We start from the raw sequence: 19,022 nt of genomic DNA, 5'->3' as shown, positions 1-19,022 counted from the left end.
CGGAAGCGAAGTGGACACCATCCATGCACCGCGTACTCGGTGACCGCAGGGCCATCGCGATCCTCCTCGGTCCCGCCCTTCTGGTCTATTCATTGATCATGCTGGTCCCGATCGTGTGGTCGCTCGGGTATTCCTTCACCAAGGGCAACACCATCGACGGCTTCACCGGAAACGGGGTCGCCAATTTCTCCCGCCTTCTCGGCGACCCGGCCGTCCATGAGGCCCTCTGGTTCACTCTCAAATACGCCGCCGTCGTCACGGTGGGACAGGTCGTCGCCGGCTATCTGCTGGCCCTGCTGTACGTCTTCTTCCTGAAGAAGTCCTCCGCGCTGATCAGGACACTGGCATTCTTCCCGGTCGTGCTGCCCACGGTCGCAGTGGGCCTGCTCTTCCAGAAGTTCTTCCAGGTCGCTCCGCAGACAGGACCGGTCAATTCACTGCTCAATGCGGTCGGACTCGAATCCATCGATTTCTTCGGCATTGCGGGAAGCGCGTTCTGGGTCCTCATCGTCATGGACATCTGGCGCTCCATGGGCTTCTACGCCGTCCTGCTCTTCGCGGGCCTGGTGGACATCCCGGACGAGGTCCTGGAGTCGGCCCGCCTGGACGGCGCTTCGGGGCTGAGGCTGATCCGGCACATCGTGCTGCCGCTGTCCCTGCCGGTGCTGATGTCGTCACTGATCTTCAGCATCAACGGCACCCTGAAGGTGTTCGACTCCGTCGTCGCCTTGACCAACGGCGGTCCCGGCAACGGGACCACGCCCCTGACCTTGTACATGTTCCAGACGTCGTTCACCTACAGCGACTACGGCTACGGCAGCACCATCGCCCTGCTGCTGACCGTGGTGTGCCTGCTGGTGAGCCTGGTCGTCTACCGCGTCTCGCGGCGCGACATCACGGAGGGCTGAACGCCATGGCCATCGACACACCTGTGAAGACCTCCGCGGACCGCCGGGGCCGGGGACCGTCCGGCAGCACCGGGTCGGTCCGCAGAGCCCGGGCGCCGCGCCGGCTGTGGGTGAAGATCGTCGTCACCCTGCTGCTGGTCGTCGAGATCTATCCGCTGATCTGGATGTTCCTGACGTCCCTGAAGTCCAACGACGACTACCTCAACAACTCCACCTGGAGCCTGCCGACGACGTGGGAGTGGGGCAACTACTCCGAGGCCTGGACCACCGGCCACCTGGGTCTGTACGTCCAGAACAGTCTGCTCGCCGTCCTGCCCGCCCTGGCGCTCATGCTGCTCCTGGGAACGGCCGCGGGATTCGCCCTGCAGATCATGGTGTGGAAGGGCCGCAGCCTCACCCTTCTCGTCTTCCTGGCGGGCATGATGGTGCCCCCGCAGATGATCCTCCTGCCGCTGTTCACCGTGTACTTCCAGGCCGGTCTGTCCGGCACCCTGTGGCCGCTGATCCTCACCTACACCGGCACCGGCCTGCCGCTGACCGTCTTCATGATGGCCACGTACTACCGCACCGTCCCCCGCGAACTCTTCGAGGCCGCCACCATCGACGGCGCCGGCATCCTGCGCGCCTTCTGGACCATCAGCGTGCCCCTGGTCCGCAACGCCCTGCTCACGGTCGGCCTGGTGCAGTTCTTCTTCATCTGGAACGACCTGCTCATCGCACTGACCTTCACCAACAACCAGGACCTGCGCACCATCCAGGTCGGCCTGCTGAACTTCACCGGTGACTTCGGCGCCACCCAGTACGGGCCCTTGTTCGCCGCCATCTGCATCAACGTCTTCGGCACCCTCCTGATCTATCTCTTCCTCAACCAGAAGGTCATGAAGGGCCTCACCTCGGGAGCGGTCAAGGGCTGAGCACGCCCGAATCCCCGCTCGCCCTGCTCCCGTGCACGTGACGAAAGGCTTTCCTTGCTCCCCCCTCAGCCCTCACCGGTGTCCTTCGAGCATCTCCGGGATGGTCTCGGCATCGGCGTTCCCTCCCCCCGACTGACCTGGAGGCTGCCGCAAGGCGGCCGTGCCCAGGAGGCGTACGAGCTCGAACTCACCCGCGGCGGACGCGTCGAGCGCACCGGCCGTGTCGCCGGCCGGGACCAGGTGCTCGTTGCCTGGCCCGGCGCACCGCTCACCTCCCGCGAACGCGTAACCGTCCGTGTCCGTGTCTGGACGAATGACGCCGCTGCCCCCTCGGACTGGAGTGGGCCGCGTGTGGTCGAAGCGGGCCTGCTCGACGCGGCCGACTGGCACGCGGTCCCGGTCGGAGCGGCCTGGGACGAGGACCCGGAAGCAGACCGCCGCCCGGCGCGTGTCCGCAAGGACTTCCATCTCGACCGGCCCGTCACGCGCGCCCGCCTCTACATCACGGCGCACGGACTGTACGAGGCCGAGATCAACGGACGACGGGTCGGCGACGAGACCCTCGCTCCTGGCTGGACGGTCTACCCGCACCGTCTGCGCTACCGCACCCACGACGTCACCGGCCACCTCACCGAAGGCGCCAACACCATCGGCGCCTGGCTCGGCGACGGCTGGTACCGCGGCAAGTACGGCTTCGACGGCGGAACCCGCAACATCTACGGCACCGACCAGTCCCTCATCGCCCAGCTCGAGGTGACGTACGAGGACGGCACCACGGCCTCGTTCGCCACGGACGCCACCTGGAGTGCCGCCCCCGGGCCGATCCTGACCAGCGGTCTCTACGAGGGCGAGACGTTCGACGCCCGGCTGCACGACCCCGGCTGGGCGACTCCGCCAGGCGCGGGTGCGGGGGACTGGGCCCCTGTGCGCGCCGGCAGCCGTGACCTCGACACCCTCGTCGCCCCTACGAGCCCACCGGTGCGCTGCACCGAGGAGATCGCACCCGTCGAGGTGACCCGCACCGGCGACGACCGCCACCTGCTCGACTTCGGCCAGAACCTCGTCGGCCGCCTCCGCGTCACCCTCGACGGCCCGGCCGGCGCCGCTGTCACGCTCCGGCACGCCGAGGTCCTGGAGGAGGGCGAACTCGCCACGAGGCCACTGCGCGAGGCGTACGCCACCGACACCCTGATCCTCTCCGGCCGGGGCCCGCTCACCTGGGAACCGCGCTTCACCCTCCACGGCTTCCGCTACGCCGAAGTCAGCGGCTGGCCGGCGGCCCTGACCGCCGACATGGTGACCGCCCGGGTGTACCACACGGACATGCGGCGAACCGGCTGGTTCGAGTGCAGCGACCCGCTGGTCAACCGTCTGCACGAGAACGTCGTATGGAGCATGCGCGGCAATTTCGTCGACATCCCCACCGACTGCCCCCAGCGCGACGAACGCCTGGGCTGGACCGGGGACATCCAGGTCTTCGCCCCCACCGCCGGCTTCCTCTACGACTGTGCGGGCATGCTCGACTCCTGGCTCACCGACGTCGGTCTCGAGCAGCTGCCCGACGGCACGATCCCCTGGTACGTACCCGTCATACCGGGCGAGCCCATGTGGACGCCGATCCACCCTGGCGCCGCGTGGGGAGACGTCGCCACGCTCACCCCCTGGACTCTCCACCAGCGCTTCGGAGACCTCGACCTGCTCCGCCGCCACTACCCGATGGCCAAGAAGTGGGTCGACCTCGTCGAGGGCCTTGCCGGGCCGACCCGACTGTGGGACACCGGCTTCCAGCTGGGGGACTGGCTCGACCCGGCCGCACCGCCCGACGACCCGGCCGCGGGCCGCACCGACCGCCACCTCGTCGCCACCGCCTACTTCGCGCACTCCGCCCGCCACCTCGCCCTGACGGCAGCCGCGCTGGGGAACGACGCGGACGCCGAGCGATACGGCGCACTCGCCGACGAGGTGGCCGAAGCCTTCCGCCACCGGTACGTCCTTCCCTCGGGCCGCATGACGAGCGACAGCCCCACCGCCTACGCCGTCGCACTCGCCTTCGGCCTGCTGACCCCGTTGCAGAGACAGCCGGCCGGAGACCGACTGGCCGAGCTGGTCGTCGAGGACGACGCCCACATCGCCACCGGCTTCGTCGGCACCCCGCTGATCTGTGACGCGCTCACCGACACCGGGCACCTCGACATCGCCTACCGCCTGCTCCTGCAGACCGGATGCCCGTCCTGGCTGTACACCGTGACCATGGGCGCCACAACGATCTGGGAACGCTGGGACAGCCTCCGGCCCGACGGCTCCCTCAACCCCGGGGGCATGACGTCGTTCAACCACTACGCCCTCGGGGCCGTCGCCGACTGGCTCCACCGCGTGGTGGGCGGTATCACCGCCACGGCCCCCGGATACCGGAAGATCACTTTCCGACCGCGCCCCGGCGGCGGCATCACATCGGCCCGCACCCGGCACGAGACTCCCTACGGAACGGTGTCCATCTCGTGGGAGCAGACCGCCACGGGGCTGACAGCCGACGTCGTCGTACCGGAGGGCTGTGAAGCAACCGCAGAACTGCCCGGCTGCCCGCCGGTCGCCCTGGGACCGGGCGAACACGTCCTCGACACGGCGAAACTCGCCACAAAGGCTGCCTGAACAACGCCTCGCGCATCAGCTGCAGCAAGCCCGGCGCATTCCTGTATGCGCCGGGCTTCGCCATTCCAAGGTTCGCCGGACTCTCCGGTATTCGTCCTGTGGATGGTCTCCATCCATTGCGCTGATAAAGGGCGGTCCCGTGAAGCCTTTCAATTGAAATTTCAAATCGCTTTTTCAGGTGAAAGGGGCTGCCTCGGTGGTCGCGGGAATTCATCGAGATCCGCGCTCCCCGAGGGTTGACCTGAAGCCCCGGGAGGCCATAGTTTCCCCATTGCCGGCTTGAAACGCTTCACGAGTGCCCCAGTCGCCGGACACCGCAATTGTTTGCCTGGGGTGCGGCGGCGATTGTCTCGAAATAACTGCAAAATGCGTTTCTCCGACAAGAGACGTTCGTGCAATTCCCCCTCAAGCTGGGGCCGGCCGTGCACCTGACCGCCCGGCCGGCCCCGCCCCCCCCCACGGCGGCCCGTCGAGCGGCTGCCGATTCGTCCGGGAGAGCCGATGTGAACACCGTCACCGGAATCCGGCCCGCGTCCCCGTGAGCTGTGCACGCTTCGAGCAGAGCTTCGGGGACATCGTCAGCCCTCAGCAGACGGCTGCATCCGGAGCGCGCTGACTACCGGTCGCACCACGGCACCGCACACAGTCCTCTCCCCTTCTCCCGCACGGAGCCCGCCATGAGAACCGCCCCCCGCGTCCTTGTCTCCGTCATGGTCACGAGCCTCGCCATGAGCCTGAGCGCTTGCGGTGGGTCCGGCTCAGCAGCCACCGACGTACTGAAGATCACCGCCAACATCACCGACCGCTCAGCCATGGAGACAGTCGTGGCGGCCTTCGAGCGGGAGAACCCGCAGGTGAAGGTCGACGTGACCTACGCCGACACCGACCGGCTCCAGAGCACCCTCCCCGCCCAACTGGCCTCAGGAACGGCGCCTGACGTCTTCACCGTCTGGCCCGGCTACGGCAATCCCGCCGCTCTGCGGACGCTGGAGCCCGCAGGCCGACTCGCTGATCTGTCCGGTCTGAAGTTCGCGCGCAGAGTCCCGGAGGACACCAAGTGGGTGACCCGGGTCGGGGACGCCACCTATGCCGTCCCGGCCAACTACAGCGGTATCGGCGCGATCTACGGCAAGAAGGCCATGCGTGACATAGGCGGGACCACCCCGGAGACGTGGGACGAGTTGCTGCAGCTGTGCGACAAGGCCAAGGCCGGCGGCAAGGTGCTCTTCGCGCTCGGCATCGCGACACCGTGGGTGACCCAGCTCGCCGACTACGCGCTGGCCGCCACCACGGTCTACGCCGGCCATCCCGAGTTCGCGACGGAGATGGGTAGCGGCCGGGCCACCTTCGCCGACTCCGGCTGGAGAAGAGCATTGGAGAAGTACGTCGAGCTCGACGAGCGGGACTGCTTCAGCAGCGATCCCTTGGGGACGAGCTACGAGAGGTCCATCCAGGACGTTGCCAAGGGCAGGGCGGTGGGCGTCATACAGGTCGCCAGCAGCATCTCGGCCATCACCGCGGCAGCTCCGGAACTGCAACTGGCCATGTTCGCCCTGCCCGCGAGCAACGACGCGGCACAGACCCACATGCCCGGCGCCGTGTCAGCCGCCTATGGGGTCAACGCCGACAGTGACAACAAGGAGCCGGCCATGAAGTTCGCGGAGTTCCTCGGGTCCGACACCGGCCAGAACCTCTACAACCAGGACAGCGGCACCCTGCCTGCCATCCCCAATGACCACTTCACCGCCGACCCCGTCCTCCAGGAACTGGTCGCGCACCAGAAAGCCGGCACCACCGTGCCCTTCATGGATCAGCTGTGGCCCGACCCGCAGGTCCAGCAGGAGCACTTCACCCAGATCCAGAACCTGTTCTCCGGGCGCACTGATGTCGATGGCGTCCTTGCCGCCCTCGATGACGCCTACCAGGAGGGATGAGCCGCAGGTGCCGTGCCCACGCGGCGCGCGCCGGTGAGCAACCCCTCATTTCTGCAAAGTGCGGCGACCCGCCGCTCGCGCCGGCCAGGGCGCTGTTTCGTCCTGCCCCCCGATTCCTCATGGAAGAGCCGCCATGAATCGTCGTACGTTCCTCTCAGCCGCCGTCCTCACCGCTCTGGCCTCCGGCATCGCACCAGCCGCCGCAGCGCCCCGCCGCGCCGTGGGTGCCGCCCCGGACAGCAGGGCCGTCGCCCTCCTGGCCAGGATGACCGCCGCACAGAAGGAGGCCCTCGTCCGCTGCGACTTCGCCGCTCTGAGCTCCCTCGGCATTCCCGCCCTGACCATGGTGGACGCCTCAGCCGGCCTGCGCGGGGAAACCGGCGTCACAGCCTTCCCCGTCCCCCTCGCGCAGGCCGCGACATTCGATGCCGACCTCGCCGGCCGGCTCGGCCAGGCGCTGGGCGCCGAAGGCCGCGGCAAGGGTTACAACAACCTTCTTGGCCCCACCGTCGACACCGCCCGCACCTGGCACTTCGGCCGGCAGGCCGAGAGCATGGGCGAGGACCCGTTCCTCGCAGGCACCCTCGGCGCGGCGCTCACCCGGCGCATCCAGGAACAACACGTCGTCGCCACCCTCAAGCACTTCAGCGCCTACACCCAGGAAGTCAACCGCTTCTTCGTCGACGCGCAGATCTCCGACCGGGCGCTGCACGAGATCTACCACGCGGCCTTCGAGCGCATCATCGCCGCTGTACCCGTCACCTCGGTGATGATGGCCTACCCCAAGATCAACGGAACGTTCGCCACCCAGAGCCCCGCGCTGTTCAACGACCTCAAGAAGACCATCGGTCTGGAGGGCTACACCGTCCCCGACTTCTGGGCCGGAGACGACCCCGTGGGAGCCGTCAGGGCAGGCATGGACCTCGGCGGGCTCGGCCCCGGTGGCGTGAAGATACCTGTCGGCGGCCTCACCGACGGCAGCGTCCCCGCGGTCCGCCTGGACGACGCCGCTCTGCGCATCCTCAACACGATGTATGTCAACGGTCTGTTCGACCACCCCGTACCGGCGCCTGCCGCGAACGTCAGTACCCAGGCACACAGGGACCTCGCCCACGAACTCGCCGTCAACTCCACGGTCCTGCTCACCAACCGCGGCCAAGCCCTTCCGCTGAACTCCACCGTCAAGTCGCTCGCCGTGATCGGCCCGGCCGAGAACAGCGCCCTTACAGGAGTCTCCGGCTCCACCTACGTCGACCCCGGCCCCTGGACCGCCCCTCTGGCGGCCATCAAGGACCGGGCCGGTACCGGGGTGACCGTCACCTACCGCCAGGGAACCGTCGGAGACATCCCCCTCACCCCCGTCCCGGAGACGGTGCTGCGCACGGCCTCCGGAGCGGCGGGGATGACCGGCAGCTTCTATGCCGCGGCCCAGCCGTCCGGTACTCCCGTCGCCACACAGGTCAGTGCCGGTATCGACTTCACCAGCGCGCCCGTGGCCGGCCTGCCCGCCGTGTGGTCGGCCCGCTGGAGCGGCACCCTCACGCCGACCACCACGGGCCCGCACCGCTTCTCGCTGCTGCCCTCAGGCACCACCAAGCTCGTCATCGACGGCAGGACGGTCATCTCCGGCACCCGTCACAGCCGCCGGTTCTTCCTCGGGCCGTACGACTACCCGCTCCAGGGCACCATCGACCTCACGGCCGGGAAGCCGGTCAGCATCAGCGTCGAGTACAGCAACACCACCGCCGACACCGGTACCTGCGGCCTCACCCTCGGCTGGCAGCCCAAGTCCCTCATACCCGACGCGGTCGCCGCAGCACGGACCAGCGACGCCGCCGTCGTCATCGTCAACCGGGTCGCGGGCGAGGACATGGACCACGGCTCCCTCGGCCTGCCGGGCGACCAGGACAAACTCATCGCCGACGTCGCAGCGGCCAACTCCCGCACCATCGTCGTCCTGAACACCGACGGCCCCGTCGCCATGCCGTGGATCAACGATGTCGAAGCGGTCGTCCAGCTCTGGTACGCCGGACGCGCCACCGGCACCGCGCTGGCAGCCGTCCTCTTCGGCGACGCAGACCCTTCGGGCCGTCTTCCGGTCACCTTCCCCGCCACGGCGTCCCAGGGGCCGGGGACCACACAGGCCACCTACCCGGGCAACGGCCCCACGGTCTCCCACAGCGAGGGTCACCTGGTCGGCTACCGCTACTACGACGCCAGGAACCAGAGCCCGCTGTTCCCCTTCGGGCACGGCTTGTCCTACACCACCTTCAACCTCGGCTCCTTGGAAGCGTCCTACGACACGGCGACCAAGACACTGACCGCCACCGTCAACCTGACCAACTCCGGATCCCGGGAAGGCACTGAAGTCGTGCAGCTGTACGCGGCCCTGCCTGCCGGCGCCCAGGCCGAGCCACGGCGACTGATCGGCTTCCGCAAGGTCGAGCTCGCCCCCGGTGCAAGCACCCGGATCACCTTCCGCGTTTCTGCCCGCGACCTGTCCGTATGGACCGGCGGCGCCTGGAAACTCACCCCCGGCTCGTACACCGTCCATGCCGGCCGGTCCTCACGCAGCCTGTCCGTACAGCGCCTCGTCAGCGTCAGCTGAGCCCCAGGGCAGAGCGCCACGTCGGCCTTCACGTCCATTCTCGTCGTGAGGGCCGGCGTCGTGCCGGAGGAGTCACGCGGTGACCACGGCCGTTGTTGTGCACGGGCGGACGGAAGGCCGTCCAGACGCGGGAGTTACGGAGCGAGGAGGTGCTCCGTGGTCACCGCGTAGATCATCGCGATGCTCGCTGTGCGAAGCTGAGAGCCATGACACTTTCGACTGTCCGTGGACTCGCGCTGCCCACCCGGCTGATGTCTCTCATCGAACGTGGCCTGTGGCGTCACCCGGGCGATGCCGAGATGATGGAGATCATTCCCTGGTTCGAGGACGAGCTCGACTTCATATCGGGGCCGGAACGGATGGAACGCGAGTCCCGCTCGATGGACATGTTCGCCGACGACCCGCACAGCGACTTCTTCCGTGAGGCACGCGGGACCCGAGCCGCCGCTCCGCTGGAACTGCCGTGGCTGGACGTCGAACAGGCGGTGCTCATCGCCGTCAACCGCATCCCTGGTCATGATTGCGGCCTGGCGCTCGACTACCGCACCGATCCGTCGGATCCTCGCGTGGTCGGCAGTGACTTCTGGTCGGACCCCGTGCTGTGCGAATGGCGGGTCGTGGCGCCGACGTTCTCGGCCTTCGCCACGAGCCTGGGCCTCTGACCCCGGGACCCGAGCGCCGGTGACGAGGCGGGTCGCCGTGATCGCGCGCCCTGCCGAGGTGCGGCGCATCGTCGGGGTGGAGCGCTGCCGGCCGGGCGGGCCCGTCCCTGCCCATGACCCGACCGCCGGTTGTCGAGCAGATATCCGTGATCCGTACCGCTCTCCGGCATGGCTCCTCGCTCCTCTCCGCCGTACACCGGACTCGAACTTCACCACGTTTGTACGAGGAGGCCCTGAACGGTCCGCGTGCGAGGCGATGTGGGCGAACACCGACGTCAGTTCGTCGCGGCCCCTGCGCTGCTCGGCCGGGTCGTCGGTAGGGAGCATCACCGGGGCGGCGGCGATGAGTTCGTCGAAGAGGCCCGCGCGCAGGCCTCGGCCGCCAGCGTGGGCAGGTCGTCGTAGTGCTCGTAGAAGGTCGACCGGTTGATGTCGGCCTGCTTGCTGACGTCGGAGACCGTGATCCTGCTCAGCGGTCGCTCGGCGATCAGCGCCAGGAGCGCGGCTTCAAGGGCCGCGTGGGGCTGACACGTCCTCCCCAGGGTGTCGGGCTCGCGCCCGCCGACGTCTTTATCGGCGCCCCGTGCGCGGGCCGGCACCCCCGTCTACGGCCCGGTGCCCGGCGCAGGGGTCGGTGGTGACCCTGCCAGGGTTCGGCCGCCCGGTCCCCGGTGCATCGACCGGCCGGGCGACCAAGGCCTGCGGCTCGTCCGTTTTCTCCTGCGGCGCGCGTAGGCTGCCGACGCCGATCATCCGTCATGAAAGGGGAATAGCATGTCATCTCGCCTCAACCCGTACCTCAGCTTCGCCGGCGACGCACGGCAGGCCATGGAGTTCTACAAGAGCGTTCTGGGTGGTGACCTGACGCTCCACACCTTCGGCGACATGGGCGGAGGCGCCGGGCAGAGCGACAAGATCATGCACGGCACGCTCGAGACCCCCGCCGGGTTCACGGTGATGGGTGCGGACAACCCGCCGGGCACGGAGCACCAGGCCGGGAACAACTTCGCGGTCAGTCTGAGCGGCGACGACGCCGACGAGTTGCGCGGCTACTGGGAGAAGCTGAGCGACGGTGGCACCGTCTCCGTGCCCCTGGAGAAGCAGATGTGGGGCGATGTGTTCGGGATGTGCACGGACAAGTTCGGCATCGCGTGGATGGTCAACATCAGCGGTCAGCAGGCCTGATGCGGTGTGCGGGTGTGCGGGTGGGAGCGTCGGTGGGCCGCCCCCGCGCACCCGCGGAGCGGGTGGCCACCTCCGTGAGGTGCGGCCGACCGCGCCGCCGGGCGGGACGCGAGCCCGTGGCGCGTCTGCGTGGCCCACGCGGGGAAATCGGTCGCGCCCTCGCGACGTGAACGGTTGACTTGCGTCCGGGCGCGACGAGAAGGAGCGCCACGGCGGGAGGGCGCACATGGAGACCGAGGGACCGCGGACCGACCGGCTGGGGCTGCTGCTCGACCAGTTCGACCAGGCCAGGGAGATGGCCCACGTGCGTCTGAAGGGACTCGGTGACGAGGAGTACCTCTGGGAGCCGGCGCCCGGTTCGTGGTCCGTCCGGCGCCGTGACGAGGCGCTCACGCCCCGGGCGTACGGGCCGGGGGAGTGGGTGCTCGACAAGGGAGCCCCCGACATCCCGGCGAACGAGTACGCCGAGATCGCCCGGCAGGCCGCCGGTGGCATGACGGTCGCCAAGATCGCCGAGGACTGGAGCGTGAGCGTCGAGCGGGTCGAGCAGGTCCTTGCCCACATCGGGGAGCCGGCGCCCGACGAAGTGCCGCTCACCACCATCGCGTGGAGGCTGGGGCACCTTCACTCCTGCTTCGCAGGCCAATGGGAGTGGACCTTCGGCCGGCGACGGCACGATCCGCACCTTCTCGTCGACTTCACCCCCTCCGCCGCCCTGGAACTCGAGCGGTTCTGGGCGCTCATCGATCGCTGGCGCGAGAGCGTGGGCACCGTCACCGAGGAACAGCTCGACACGGTCGGCTTCTCGCAGTACCCCTACGGCTCCGATCCCGACGACCCCTTCGTCACGGTGCTTGCGGGGGCCAATCTCGAATTCATCCATCACATGGCCGAGATCGCGCTCCTGCGCGACCTGTGGCGGGCCCGGAGGTAGCCGCAGCGGGCGCCTGCGGGCTGCCGTCTCTCGGTCGAGGTGAGCCGGAGGCGTGTGGGGCCACGGAGCCGCTGTCCCCTTCGCCGTGCGACGCGCGCCTCTGACGCCTGGCCGCCGGGCCCGCCCCGGCTCGCCCTGCGGTGCGAGGCAGCCGGGGCCCCCGGCCGCCGGTGTGTTCGAGGGGTCTCCTGCTTCAGCTACGGATGAGGAGGACGAGCCCCGCGGACACCGCTCCGAGGGCCACGGCGGCCACCCCGTATCCGAGACGGTGAGCGCGCAGCCCCGGCAGGAAACGGTCCACTGCGAGCCGGCCGGGCCCGGTGAGTGCCAGCGCGGCCGCGCCCGCCGCGAGCAGGATCTCGTACTCGACGCCTTCAGGGGCGAAGAAGCCCCCGCCCCACTTCACGGCGAGCGCGTTGATCATCGTGCCGAAGACGACGGCGCCTGCGAGCGGAGTGAGCAGCCCGAGGGTGAGGGCGAGCCCGCCGAGGGTCTCGCTCAGCCCCGCGATCAGCGCCATCGTCTCGCCGGCCGGATAGCCGCTCATCTCGAAGAACTGTCCGGTGCCCTCGAGCCCACCGCCACCGAACCAGCCGAAGAGCTTCTGCGCGCCGTGTGCGGCGACGGTCAGGCCGAGGGCCAGGCGCAGCAGAAGCAGACCGCCGTCGTAGGCGTGGGGGGATGTGCTGTCGAGCTGTGCGGTGCCGGAGGACGGGTCGGCCGTTCGCAGGGTGGCAGTCATGCGCGCAGGTCTCTCTGTAGCGGACAGGAGGAAGCTTGAAGGTTCAAGCTATTTGCCGAACGTACCAGACTGCATGAAAGTTCAACAAAGCCTTCCGTGACCCGCCGTGCGTGACGCGCGTCCTCATCCCGTCCGGGGAGCCCCTGCCCCCGAGCCGTCCGGAGCGCGTGACAGTCGCCGTCAGACCGTGGCGGCGGGTGGAACCCACCGGCGCGTGCGGGGCACCGTGGCGGAGACGTCGTAGTCCTTTCTGAGCTGCTCGGGGACGGCGTAGTGCATGACACGCCCACGGGTGAGCGACGACAGCTCGAAGAGAGTGGTCAGATGGCCGATCCGGTCCAGCGCCCAGGCGCCCAGGGGCGAGCGGTCCTCGACGGACTCCATCACGCCGAGGAGATGCGGCACGGCGCGGACGACGGTGTCCCAGGTGGTCCTCGGAACCTGGAGCCAGTCGGCGCAGGTGTCTCCGACGAGATGGCGGATCAGCGCGGAGACGACCGGGTCGAAGAAGGTCCCGGGAACGACCTCCTCGTAGAGGTCGATGAGCTGGCGGGTCAGGTGTGCGCCCTCCGGCGAGGGGCCCATGTGCCGGACCATGTACAGGTCGAGGAACTGCCTGGCCTCGTCGAGGGTCTTCGGTACCGCGTCCTGGTCGACCCCGAGCATCGCGCCGACCACGCGCCAGGCGTAGTAGTAGGCCTCGGCGCCCTCCGCCGACATGTGGACGCCGAGGCGATGCAGACTGTCCAGCACGAGGAGCGAGAAGAACATCTGGCCGCCGATCATGTCCTCCTGGCAGATCGGCGTGCCGAGTGCTTCGGTGTCCCAGTGACCGTCGCGCTCCAGGTGGTGACGGATGGAGGCGTGCAGGAGGCGTACCTTCTGCGCTGCCGGGATGAAGCGGCTTCCGGCCTCGAAGGCGTCCGGCTGCATCAAGTAGACAGTGAACTGGCCTGTCTCCGCCATCCGCTTCGAGGGGTACGCGAGCCCGTGGGAGGCCGAGAGCAGCTTCGCCACGTGGGGAACGACGTAGCAGGCGGGCATGGAGGCGAAGGACAGAGCGGTGGCGATGTGCACGTTGTTGTCGGTGAAGAAGAGCCGGGCCCTCTCCATCTCGTCCCAGTCCACCCAGTCCGGCGGTGCGGCCGTCGTCTCCAGGTACTCCCGCGCGACGTCGGGCAGCCCGTCCGGCAGCGGGGAGCCGGCCGTGGAGACGTAGCGCATCAGGGTGTTGAGCTTTCCCGCCTCCCCTCGCTCGAAGAGCGCGGCGACGGTGGCGTCCGCGAGCTCGTCGCCGCTTCGGCGCAGGGCGTTCGCCGAGGCCTCGGTGTAGGTCATGTCAGGCTCCTTCTGCAGCTGGATGATCGGATGAGGCCCGGCAGGGCGATGGGTGGTGCGCGGCATGCACGGACGGGGACAGGCCGACGGGTCGTACGCGTCCGCGCACGGTTCGGGACCCGCACCCTGCGCGGGCCAGGGCAGGCCGACGAGTGCGCACATCCGCGCGCCGGTCAGCACGTACGGGTGGTCACCGAATGTGCCAGCGTGGCCAGGGCATCGGTGGCGGGCGCGGGAACGTTCAGCCCGTGCAGAGCACCGAGGGCCTCCTCCGTGCGCGCGGCGATCATGTCCTCCACGCGGCCGGGCGCGCCGAGGCGGAGCATCACCTCACGCACCGCGTGCAGGCCGTCCTCGTCCAGGCCGCGCCGGCCCAGCAGTGCGCGCAACTGCCGTCGCTCGTCCGCGCCGGCCGCCCGCCAGGTCTCGGCGAGCAGCGCCGTCGGCCGGGCGCCGCGCAGATCGTCGGCGCTGGCCTTACCGGTGCGTTCGGGGCTTCCGAACAGGCCGAGGAGATCGTCCCGCAGCTGGAACGCCTCGCCCAGCGGAACCCCGTACGCCGAGAAGCCGTCGCGCAGCCGATTCCCGGCTCCGGCCAGCGCACCGCCGATCAGCAAGGGCTGCTCGACGGTGTACTTGGCGGTCTTGTACCGGATCACCTTCAGCGAGTCCGCGGTGTCGGGCTTCGTGCCGGTGTGCAGGATCTCCAGGCACTCACCCGCGATCAACTCCCGTGTCAGCACCGACCAGAGCGGCCGGGCTCGCGCGAGATACGCCGCGGGCAGACCGCTGGTGGCGAACAGTTCTCCGGCCAAACCCATCAACAGGTCCCCGACCAGCATGGCCAGCGACCCGGCGGCAGCCGCGGCTCGCGGCCGCCGACGGACGGCATCGCGCAGCGCGACGTGCGCGGTGGGCCGGCCGTGGCGCAACGCACTGTCGTCGATGAGATCGTCGTGCACCACCGCGGCGGCGTGCACCAGTTCCATGGAGGCCGCCGCCCGCACCAGCGCGTGACTGTCCGGTTGCCCCACCGCGCGCCAGCCCCAGTAGCAGAAGGCCGCCCGCAGCCGTTTCCCCTGCGCCACCGTCGCCTCCAGCTGCTCGGCGACCGGTCCCAGGGCCGGATCGATGGCTGTGAACCGCTCGGCCTCCTCGGAGACGAACAGGCGCAGTACGTCGTCGACGCGCTCCTTGAACGCGGCCGGCTCCCATCGGTCAGACGCCATCGGCTGCCCGACGGCCCATGGCTTCGCGGGCGAGGATCTCCAGATGGGCCGGGGGAGGGGTGGCGTACCGCTCCAGCACCAGGCGCCCACGCGCCATCAGGTCCTGCTCCGCCTCGGCTGCCAGCTCGGCGGCGTCCGACCTGCGAAGCAATCCCCGTAACGCGCCCAGGGCCGAACCCGCCGTACTCACCGCGAGATCCGCCACCCCGGCCACCAGCAGCACCGCCTGCCCGTCCGGACCCCCGAGCTTCCGTGATTCCTGCGTCATGCCGTCTCCCCGCACCCCACGCACATCCGGACGGCGTCGGTCGAGCGCCGTCCTCATCAGGATCGCCTCGCTCGGAGCACCGGAACGGAGGAAGTCACCATCGAGTGAGTGCCTCGTCCGGCCGTACGGATCGCGGCGGAACCGCATCCCGGGCGGTCAAACGCCGAGGCAGCAGCATCCGGGCCGGCGGGGTCAGGTGGCGGAGGGGCCCGGTGGGAGATGGACGGTCATGATCAGGTGGCAGGTGCCGGTGCCCGCCCCACGGTAGGTGTGCGAGGCGTCCCCGTCGAAGGTGGCGGTCTGGCCGGCTTCGACGGGGTGCTCCGAGCCGTCGACGATCAGGGTCATCCGGCCCGAGGTCACGCTGACGGTCTCGACGACGCCCGCCTGATGGGGGTGGCTCGGGTACTCCTCGCCCGGCTCGAGGCGCCAGCGCCAGACCTCGGTGGGTGCCGCGCCCGAGGTCGTGAGCATGAGCCGGGCCTCGCTGCCCTGCTCACCTGTCCACAGCGGCATGACCGTGTCGGCGGACACGACGCGGACGCGGCCCTCGGTCCGCCCTTCCATGAGGGCGGACACGGAGACCCCGAGGGTGTCGGCCAGCCGGACCAGGGTCGCGAAGTTGGGGTTCCCCTGTGCCTTCTCCAGAGCGACGAGGGCGCCCTTGCTGACCTTGGCACGCCTGCCGAGTTCGTCCAGGGAGAGGCCGGCGCGGGTGCGGGCTCCCCTCACGTTGTGTGCGAGTGCCCGCAGCGCTGCGTCGGTCTCGGCCATCCCCTCACCCTTCCTCGCCTGGGAGCACTTCAATGAACCACTCGGTCGTTCGGTTGACAACCGTCGGTCGGTTCGCTGTACGGTTCAGTCGTTCCATTGCCATAGTAAGGGATGTACCGTGATCGCTCTGCTGCTGGCCCTGGGCAGCTCTCTCGCCTACGGATGCGCCGACTTCCTCGGTGGCCTCGGCGCCCGCAAGGCCCACGTCCTGCGCACCGTGATGATCGCCGCCCCGGCCTCCCTGGCGGTCGAGCTGCTGCTGTGGCCGTTCCTCGGCGCCTCCTTCGATGCGCGGACGCTGGCCTGGGGCGCCGCGTCGGGTGTCGCGTCGGCCGCGGCGTTCGCCCTGCTCTACAGGACCCTGGCCATCGGCCCGATGAACGTGCTCTCCCCGGTGACCGCGCTGGTCTCAGCCGTGCTGCCCGTGGGCGTGGGCCTGCTCCAGGGCGAACACCTGGGAACAGCCGGGCTGATCGGCCTGCCCCTCGCCCTGGTGGCTGTGGTGCTGGTCAGCGCCGGACACGGCACCGGTGCGCGGCGGCCCTCCCGTACGGCGCTGCTGCTCGCCTTCGGTGCGGGAGCGGCAATCGCACTGCAGCTGATCTTCCTGCACCAGGCCCCGTCCGGTAGCGGTGTCGGCCCGTTGATCGTGGGCAGGGCGGTCTCCTCGCTGGTCACCCTGACCGCGGCCGGGCTGATGTACCGCCGCCTCGGCTCGGAGAGGCCCGCGTACGCGATGTCGGCGACCGCCGGCGTGCTGGACTCGGTGGCGAACCTGCTGTTCCTGCTCGCCGTCCGCAGTGGGGACCTCGCCGTCGTGGCCGTCGTCACGGCCCTCTATCCGGCAGGCACCGTTCTGCTCGCGCGTAGCGTGCTCGCCGAACGCATCCACCGAGGGCAGCTCATCGGGCTCGGCACCGCGGCCGCCGCTGTCAGCCTCCTCGCCCTCACCTGACAACCCCTCGGCCAAGGCCGCGGGGAGCAGCATGCGCATCCAGCCCTGGCACACCGCTCTTGACGCGTCCCGATGGCAGACCTGGATCGCCGAGTACCACGATTTCGGGCGCTGGCTGAGCGTCAACAGCCGGCGGGGACCTCGCCCCGGTCGCCGCCGCCACACCGCCCAACGGCCAGATGCTGTCCGGCATCCGCGGCCTGCGCCTGGACCGCATCGACTCCGGAAGCCCTGACACCTCCCTTCGTACACAACACCGAGGAGCCAAGCCCTACATGACCACCTTCCGTATCGCCCCCGACGTCGCCGACGCCTTTCCCGGCACGCTCGTCGCCGTGGTCACCGCCACCGGCCTGCGCGGCCACGAGCCCTGGCCCGAGACCGTCTCCGCCCTGGAGGACATGGAGAAGCAGCTCGCGGACGGCAGCTGGCAGCCCGCCGACGAGTCCGACCCCAGGATCGAGGCGTGGCACGACGCCTACCGGTCCTTCGGTACGAATCCCCGCCGCATCCGCCCCAGCGTCGACGCTCTCGGCCGCCGGTTCGCGAAGAGGGGGACCATGCCGAGGATCAGCCCGGCCGTGGACTCCTACAACGCGGTCTCCGTACGGCACGGGCTGCCTGCCGGCGCGTTCGACCTGGACCACGTCAGCGGCGACGTCGACATCCGGTACGCCGACGGCACCGAGGAGTTCACCCCGCTGGGCGAACCCGACAGCATCGAGAACCCCAAGCCCGGCGAGATCATCTACACGGACACCGCCGGCGTCCTGACCCGTCACTGGAACCACCGGGACGCCCACCGCATCCGCGTCACCGAGGACTCCACCCACGTCGCCTTCCTCCTCGAAACCGTCCACGCCACCCGCGACGGCCACCTCGTCGAGACCGCCGCCCAGGAACTGCGGGGCCTCCTCGAACCGCACGCCGACGGAGTCACCGTGCACCACCTGAGCCGGGACCGTTCTGTAACCATGTGATCCCTGCGCGGCGGCCTCCCGGCATGGGCCCGTGGACAGGCGGCCGGCCGCCCGGCGCACGCGCGTGCCGCGAACACCGAGGGACCTCTTGCGCCCGCAGGGTCATGAAGGCTCCTGCTCCAGCAGGAGCCACGCGGTCGTGCCGTGCCGCGTCGAGAACCTTCGTGTTCACGGGCGTCCCGGTCTGCCCCCAGGGCGAGCCCTCGTCCGGGTGCTCAGGGTGTGTACAGCGACTCCAGCCTGGTCACCCGTCCCTCTCCGTCGAAGCTCAGGTCGAATCCGAAGAGTGCGGGCGCCGAGGGCGACCGGGTCGCCAGGCGGGTGACGAAGTCGGCCTGGGAGTAGGACGCGGGGTGCTTCGCGTCGCCGAGGGGGACGGAGAGCAGCACCTTGGCGTCCTTGGCCATGGGCACCTCGGTGTAAGGTCCCTCACCCGGGACGATCACCCATGCCTCGAATTGCGGATGTGCCTTCTTCTGCGCGGGCCGCACCGACAGGTACGTCACGCCGCCGATGGTCCGGGCGTCGTCGATCTGCACGAACTGCTTGGTTCCGGCCCAGGGGGCGGCGTCGGCCGACGGCGTCGCCTTCGACGCCGCACCGGCCGAGGACTGCGTGGCGCCGGGGGCCGCCCCGGTCGGAGCCGACGTCACTCCCTCCGGGGTCGCGCCGTCGCTGCGCGCGGTGACCGGGGATGCTTCGGCGGCCGGCGCGGAGGTCGTCGCCGATGTCACGGACGCGGCGGTGTCCGCCTGTCCGTCACCCTCACCGCCGCACCCGGTCAGGGTCGCGAGGCTGAAAGCGAGAGCGGTGAGGCAGCGTACGGTGGTGCGGCGATGTGAGACGTGCATGGTCAAGGTCCCCCACGGATCAGTGTGTTGTGGATACATGACCTCTACGCGCTGCCCCGACCTTCAGGTTGCACCTGAATCCGATCCGTTT

General features: G+C 69.6%; 17 protein-coding genes. 10 read left to right on the top strand and 7 right to left on the bottom strand.

Going from position 1 to position 19,022, the window contains the following annotated elements; genetic code table 11:
- Nucleotides 1–23 precede the first annotated feature (23 nt).
- From ABZY45_RS23475 to ABZY45_RS23450, 6 genes are all read left to right on the top strand, one after another.
- Entirely contained in the window at nucleotides 24–908 is an 885-nt protein-coding gene (locus tag ABZY45_RS23475; RefSeq protein WP_356742656.1) for a sugar ABC transporter permease, read from the top strand.
- Between the two features lie 5 nt (nucleotides 909–913).
- Complete coding sequence (locus ABZY45_RS23470; protein ID WP_356742655.1) at nucleotides 914–1,822, top strand: carbohydrate ABC transporter permease; 909 nt, start codon at nucleotides 914–916, stop codon at nucleotides 1,820–1,822.
- 78 nt (nucleotides 1,823–1,900) lie between these two features.
- On the top strand, nucleotides 1,901–4,471 hold the full coding sequence (locus ABZY45_RS23465; RefSeq protein WP_356742653.1) for a family 78 glycoside hydrolase catalytic domain: 2,571 nt from the start codon (nucleotides 1,901–1,903) through the stop codon (nucleotides 4,469–4,471).
- Nucleotides 4,472–5,148: 677 nt separating this feature from the next.
- Nucleotides 5,149–6,405 carry an extracellular solute-binding protein gene (locus ABZY45_RS23460; RefSeq protein ID WP_356742651.1) on the top strand — a complete coding sequence of 419 codons (1,257 nt, stop codon included), beginning with the start codon at nucleotides 5,149–5,151 and terminating at the stop codon, nucleotides 6,403–6,405.
- A gap of 133 nt (nucleotides 6,406–6,538) precedes the next feature.
- The gene (locus tag ABZY45_RS23455) at nucleotides 6,539–9,013 is read left to right on the top strand and encodes a glycoside hydrolase family 3 C-terminal domain-containing protein (protein ID WP_356742649.1); all 2,475 of its coding nucleotides are present in this window, start codon (nucleotides 6,539–6,541) and stop codon (nucleotides 9,011–9,013) included.
- A gap of 206 nt (nucleotides 9,014–9,219) precedes the next feature.
- Nucleotides 9,220–9,675, top strand: a complete 456-nt coding sequence (locus ABZY45_RS23450) for a hypothetical protein (RefSeq protein ID WP_356742647.1) — start codon at nucleotides 9,220–9,222, stop codon at nucleotides 9,673–9,675.
- A 326-nt stretch (nucleotides 9,676–10,001) separates the two neighbouring features.
- Here the strand turns inward: ABZY45_RS23450 and ABZY45_RS23445 are convergent, their stop codons facing one another.
- Nucleotides 10,002–10,274, bottom strand: coding sequence for a TetR family transcriptional regulator (locus ABZY45_RS23445; RefSeq protein ID WP_356742645.1), 273 nt, complete (start codon nucleotides 10,272–10,274; stop codon nucleotides 10,002–10,004).
- A 175-nt stretch (nucleotides 10,275–10,449) separates the two neighbouring features.
- Between ABZY45_RS23445 and ABZY45_RS23440 the strand changes: the two genes are divergently transcribed.
- Nucleotides 10,450–10,860 (top strand): VOC family protein, encoded by a 411-nt coding sequence (locus tag ABZY45_RS23440; protein WP_356742643.1) that lies wholly within the window; start codon nucleotides 10,450–10,452, stop codon nucleotides 10,858–10,860.
- A gap of 226 nt (nucleotides 10,861–11,086) precedes the next feature.
- Nucleotides 11,087–11,794 carry a DinB family protein gene (locus ABZY45_RS23435; RefSeq protein WP_356742641.1) on the top strand — a complete coding sequence of 236 codons (708 nt, stop codon included), beginning with the start codon at nucleotides 11,087–11,089 and terminating at the stop codon, nucleotides 11,792–11,794.
- A 193-nt stretch (nucleotides 11,795–11,987) separates the two neighbouring features.
- Here ABZY45_RS23435 and ABZY45_RS23430 read toward each other — a convergent pair whose 3' ends face one another.
- The 5 genes from ABZY45_RS23430 to ABZY45_RS23410 all read right to left on the bottom strand — a co-directional run bounded on the left by ABZY45_RS23430 (nucleotide 11,988) and on the right by ABZY45_RS23410 (nucleotide 16,145).
- Complete coding sequence (locus ABZY45_RS23430) at nucleotides 11,988–12,536, bottom strand: DoxX family membrane protein (protein WP_356742639.1); 549 nt, start codon at nucleotides 12,534–12,536, stop codon at nucleotides 11,988–11,990.
- 180 nt (nucleotides 12,537–12,716) lie between these two features.
- Nucleotides 12,717–13,874: an oxygenase MpaB family protein gene (locus ABZY45_RS23425; RefSeq protein WP_356742637.1), complete on the bottom strand. Its 1,158-nt coding sequence runs from the start codon at nucleotides 13,872–13,874 to the stop codon at nucleotides 12,717–12,719.
- A gap of 173 nt (nucleotides 13,875–14,047) precedes the next feature.
- On the bottom strand, nucleotides 14,048–15,103 hold the full coding sequence (locus tag ABZY45_RS23420) for a polyprenyl synthetase family protein (RefSeq protein WP_356742635.1): 1,056 nt from the start codon (nucleotides 15,101–15,103) through the stop codon (nucleotides 14,048–14,050).
- Nucleotides 15,093–15,371 carry a polyprenyl synthetase gene (locus tag ABZY45_RS23415; protein ID WP_356742633.1) on the bottom strand — a complete coding sequence of 93 codons (279 nt, stop codon included), beginning with the start codon at nucleotides 15,369–15,371 and terminating at the stop codon, nucleotides 15,093–15,095. The genes ABZY45_RS23420 and ABZY45_RS23415 overlap by 11 nt, the downstream gene beginning before the upstream one ends.
- Before the next feature lie 192 nt (nucleotides 15,372–15,563).
- The gene (locus ABZY45_RS23410; protein ID WP_356742631.1) at nucleotides 15,564–16,145 is read right to left on the bottom strand and encodes an XRE family transcriptional regulator; all 582 of its coding nucleotides are present in this window, start codon (nucleotides 16,143–16,145) and stop codon (nucleotides 15,564–15,566) included.
- A gap of 118 nt (nucleotides 16,146–16,263) precedes the next feature.
- On the opposite strand from ABZY45_RS23410, the gene ABZY45_RS23405 reads away from it, so the two are divergent.
- A complete protein-coding gene (locus ABZY45_RS23405; protein ID WP_356742630.1) occupies nucleotides 16,264–17,100 on the top strand; it encodes an EamA family transporter in 837 nt (278 codons plus the stop codon).
- Between the two features lie 275 nt (nucleotides 17,101–17,375).
- Nucleotides 17,376–18,080, top strand: a complete 705-nt coding sequence (locus ABZY45_RS23400; protein ID WP_356742629.1) for a phenylalanine--tRNA ligase beta subunit-related protein — start codon at nucleotides 17,376–17,378, stop codon at nucleotides 18,078–18,080.
- 215 nt (nucleotides 18,081–18,295) lie between these two features.
- On the opposite strand, the gene ABZY45_RS23395 is transcribed toward ABZY45_RS23400, so the two are convergent.
- Nucleotides 18,296–18,931, bottom strand: a complete 636-nt coding sequence (locus ABZY45_RS23395; protein WP_356742628.1) for a hypothetical protein — start codon at nucleotides 18,929–18,931, stop codon at nucleotides 18,296–18,298.
- Nucleotides 18,932–19,022: the final 91 nt, after the last annotated feature.

Origin of the sequence: Streptomyces sp. NPDC006516, assembly GCF_040611875.1 — a bacterium.
Lineage (GTDB): Bacteria > Actinomycetota > Actinomycetes > Streptomycetales > Streptomycetaceae > Streptomyces.
The sequence above is the reverse complement of the archived record's forward strand: the minus strand, read 5'-3'. Positions and strand labels throughout refer to the sequence as shown.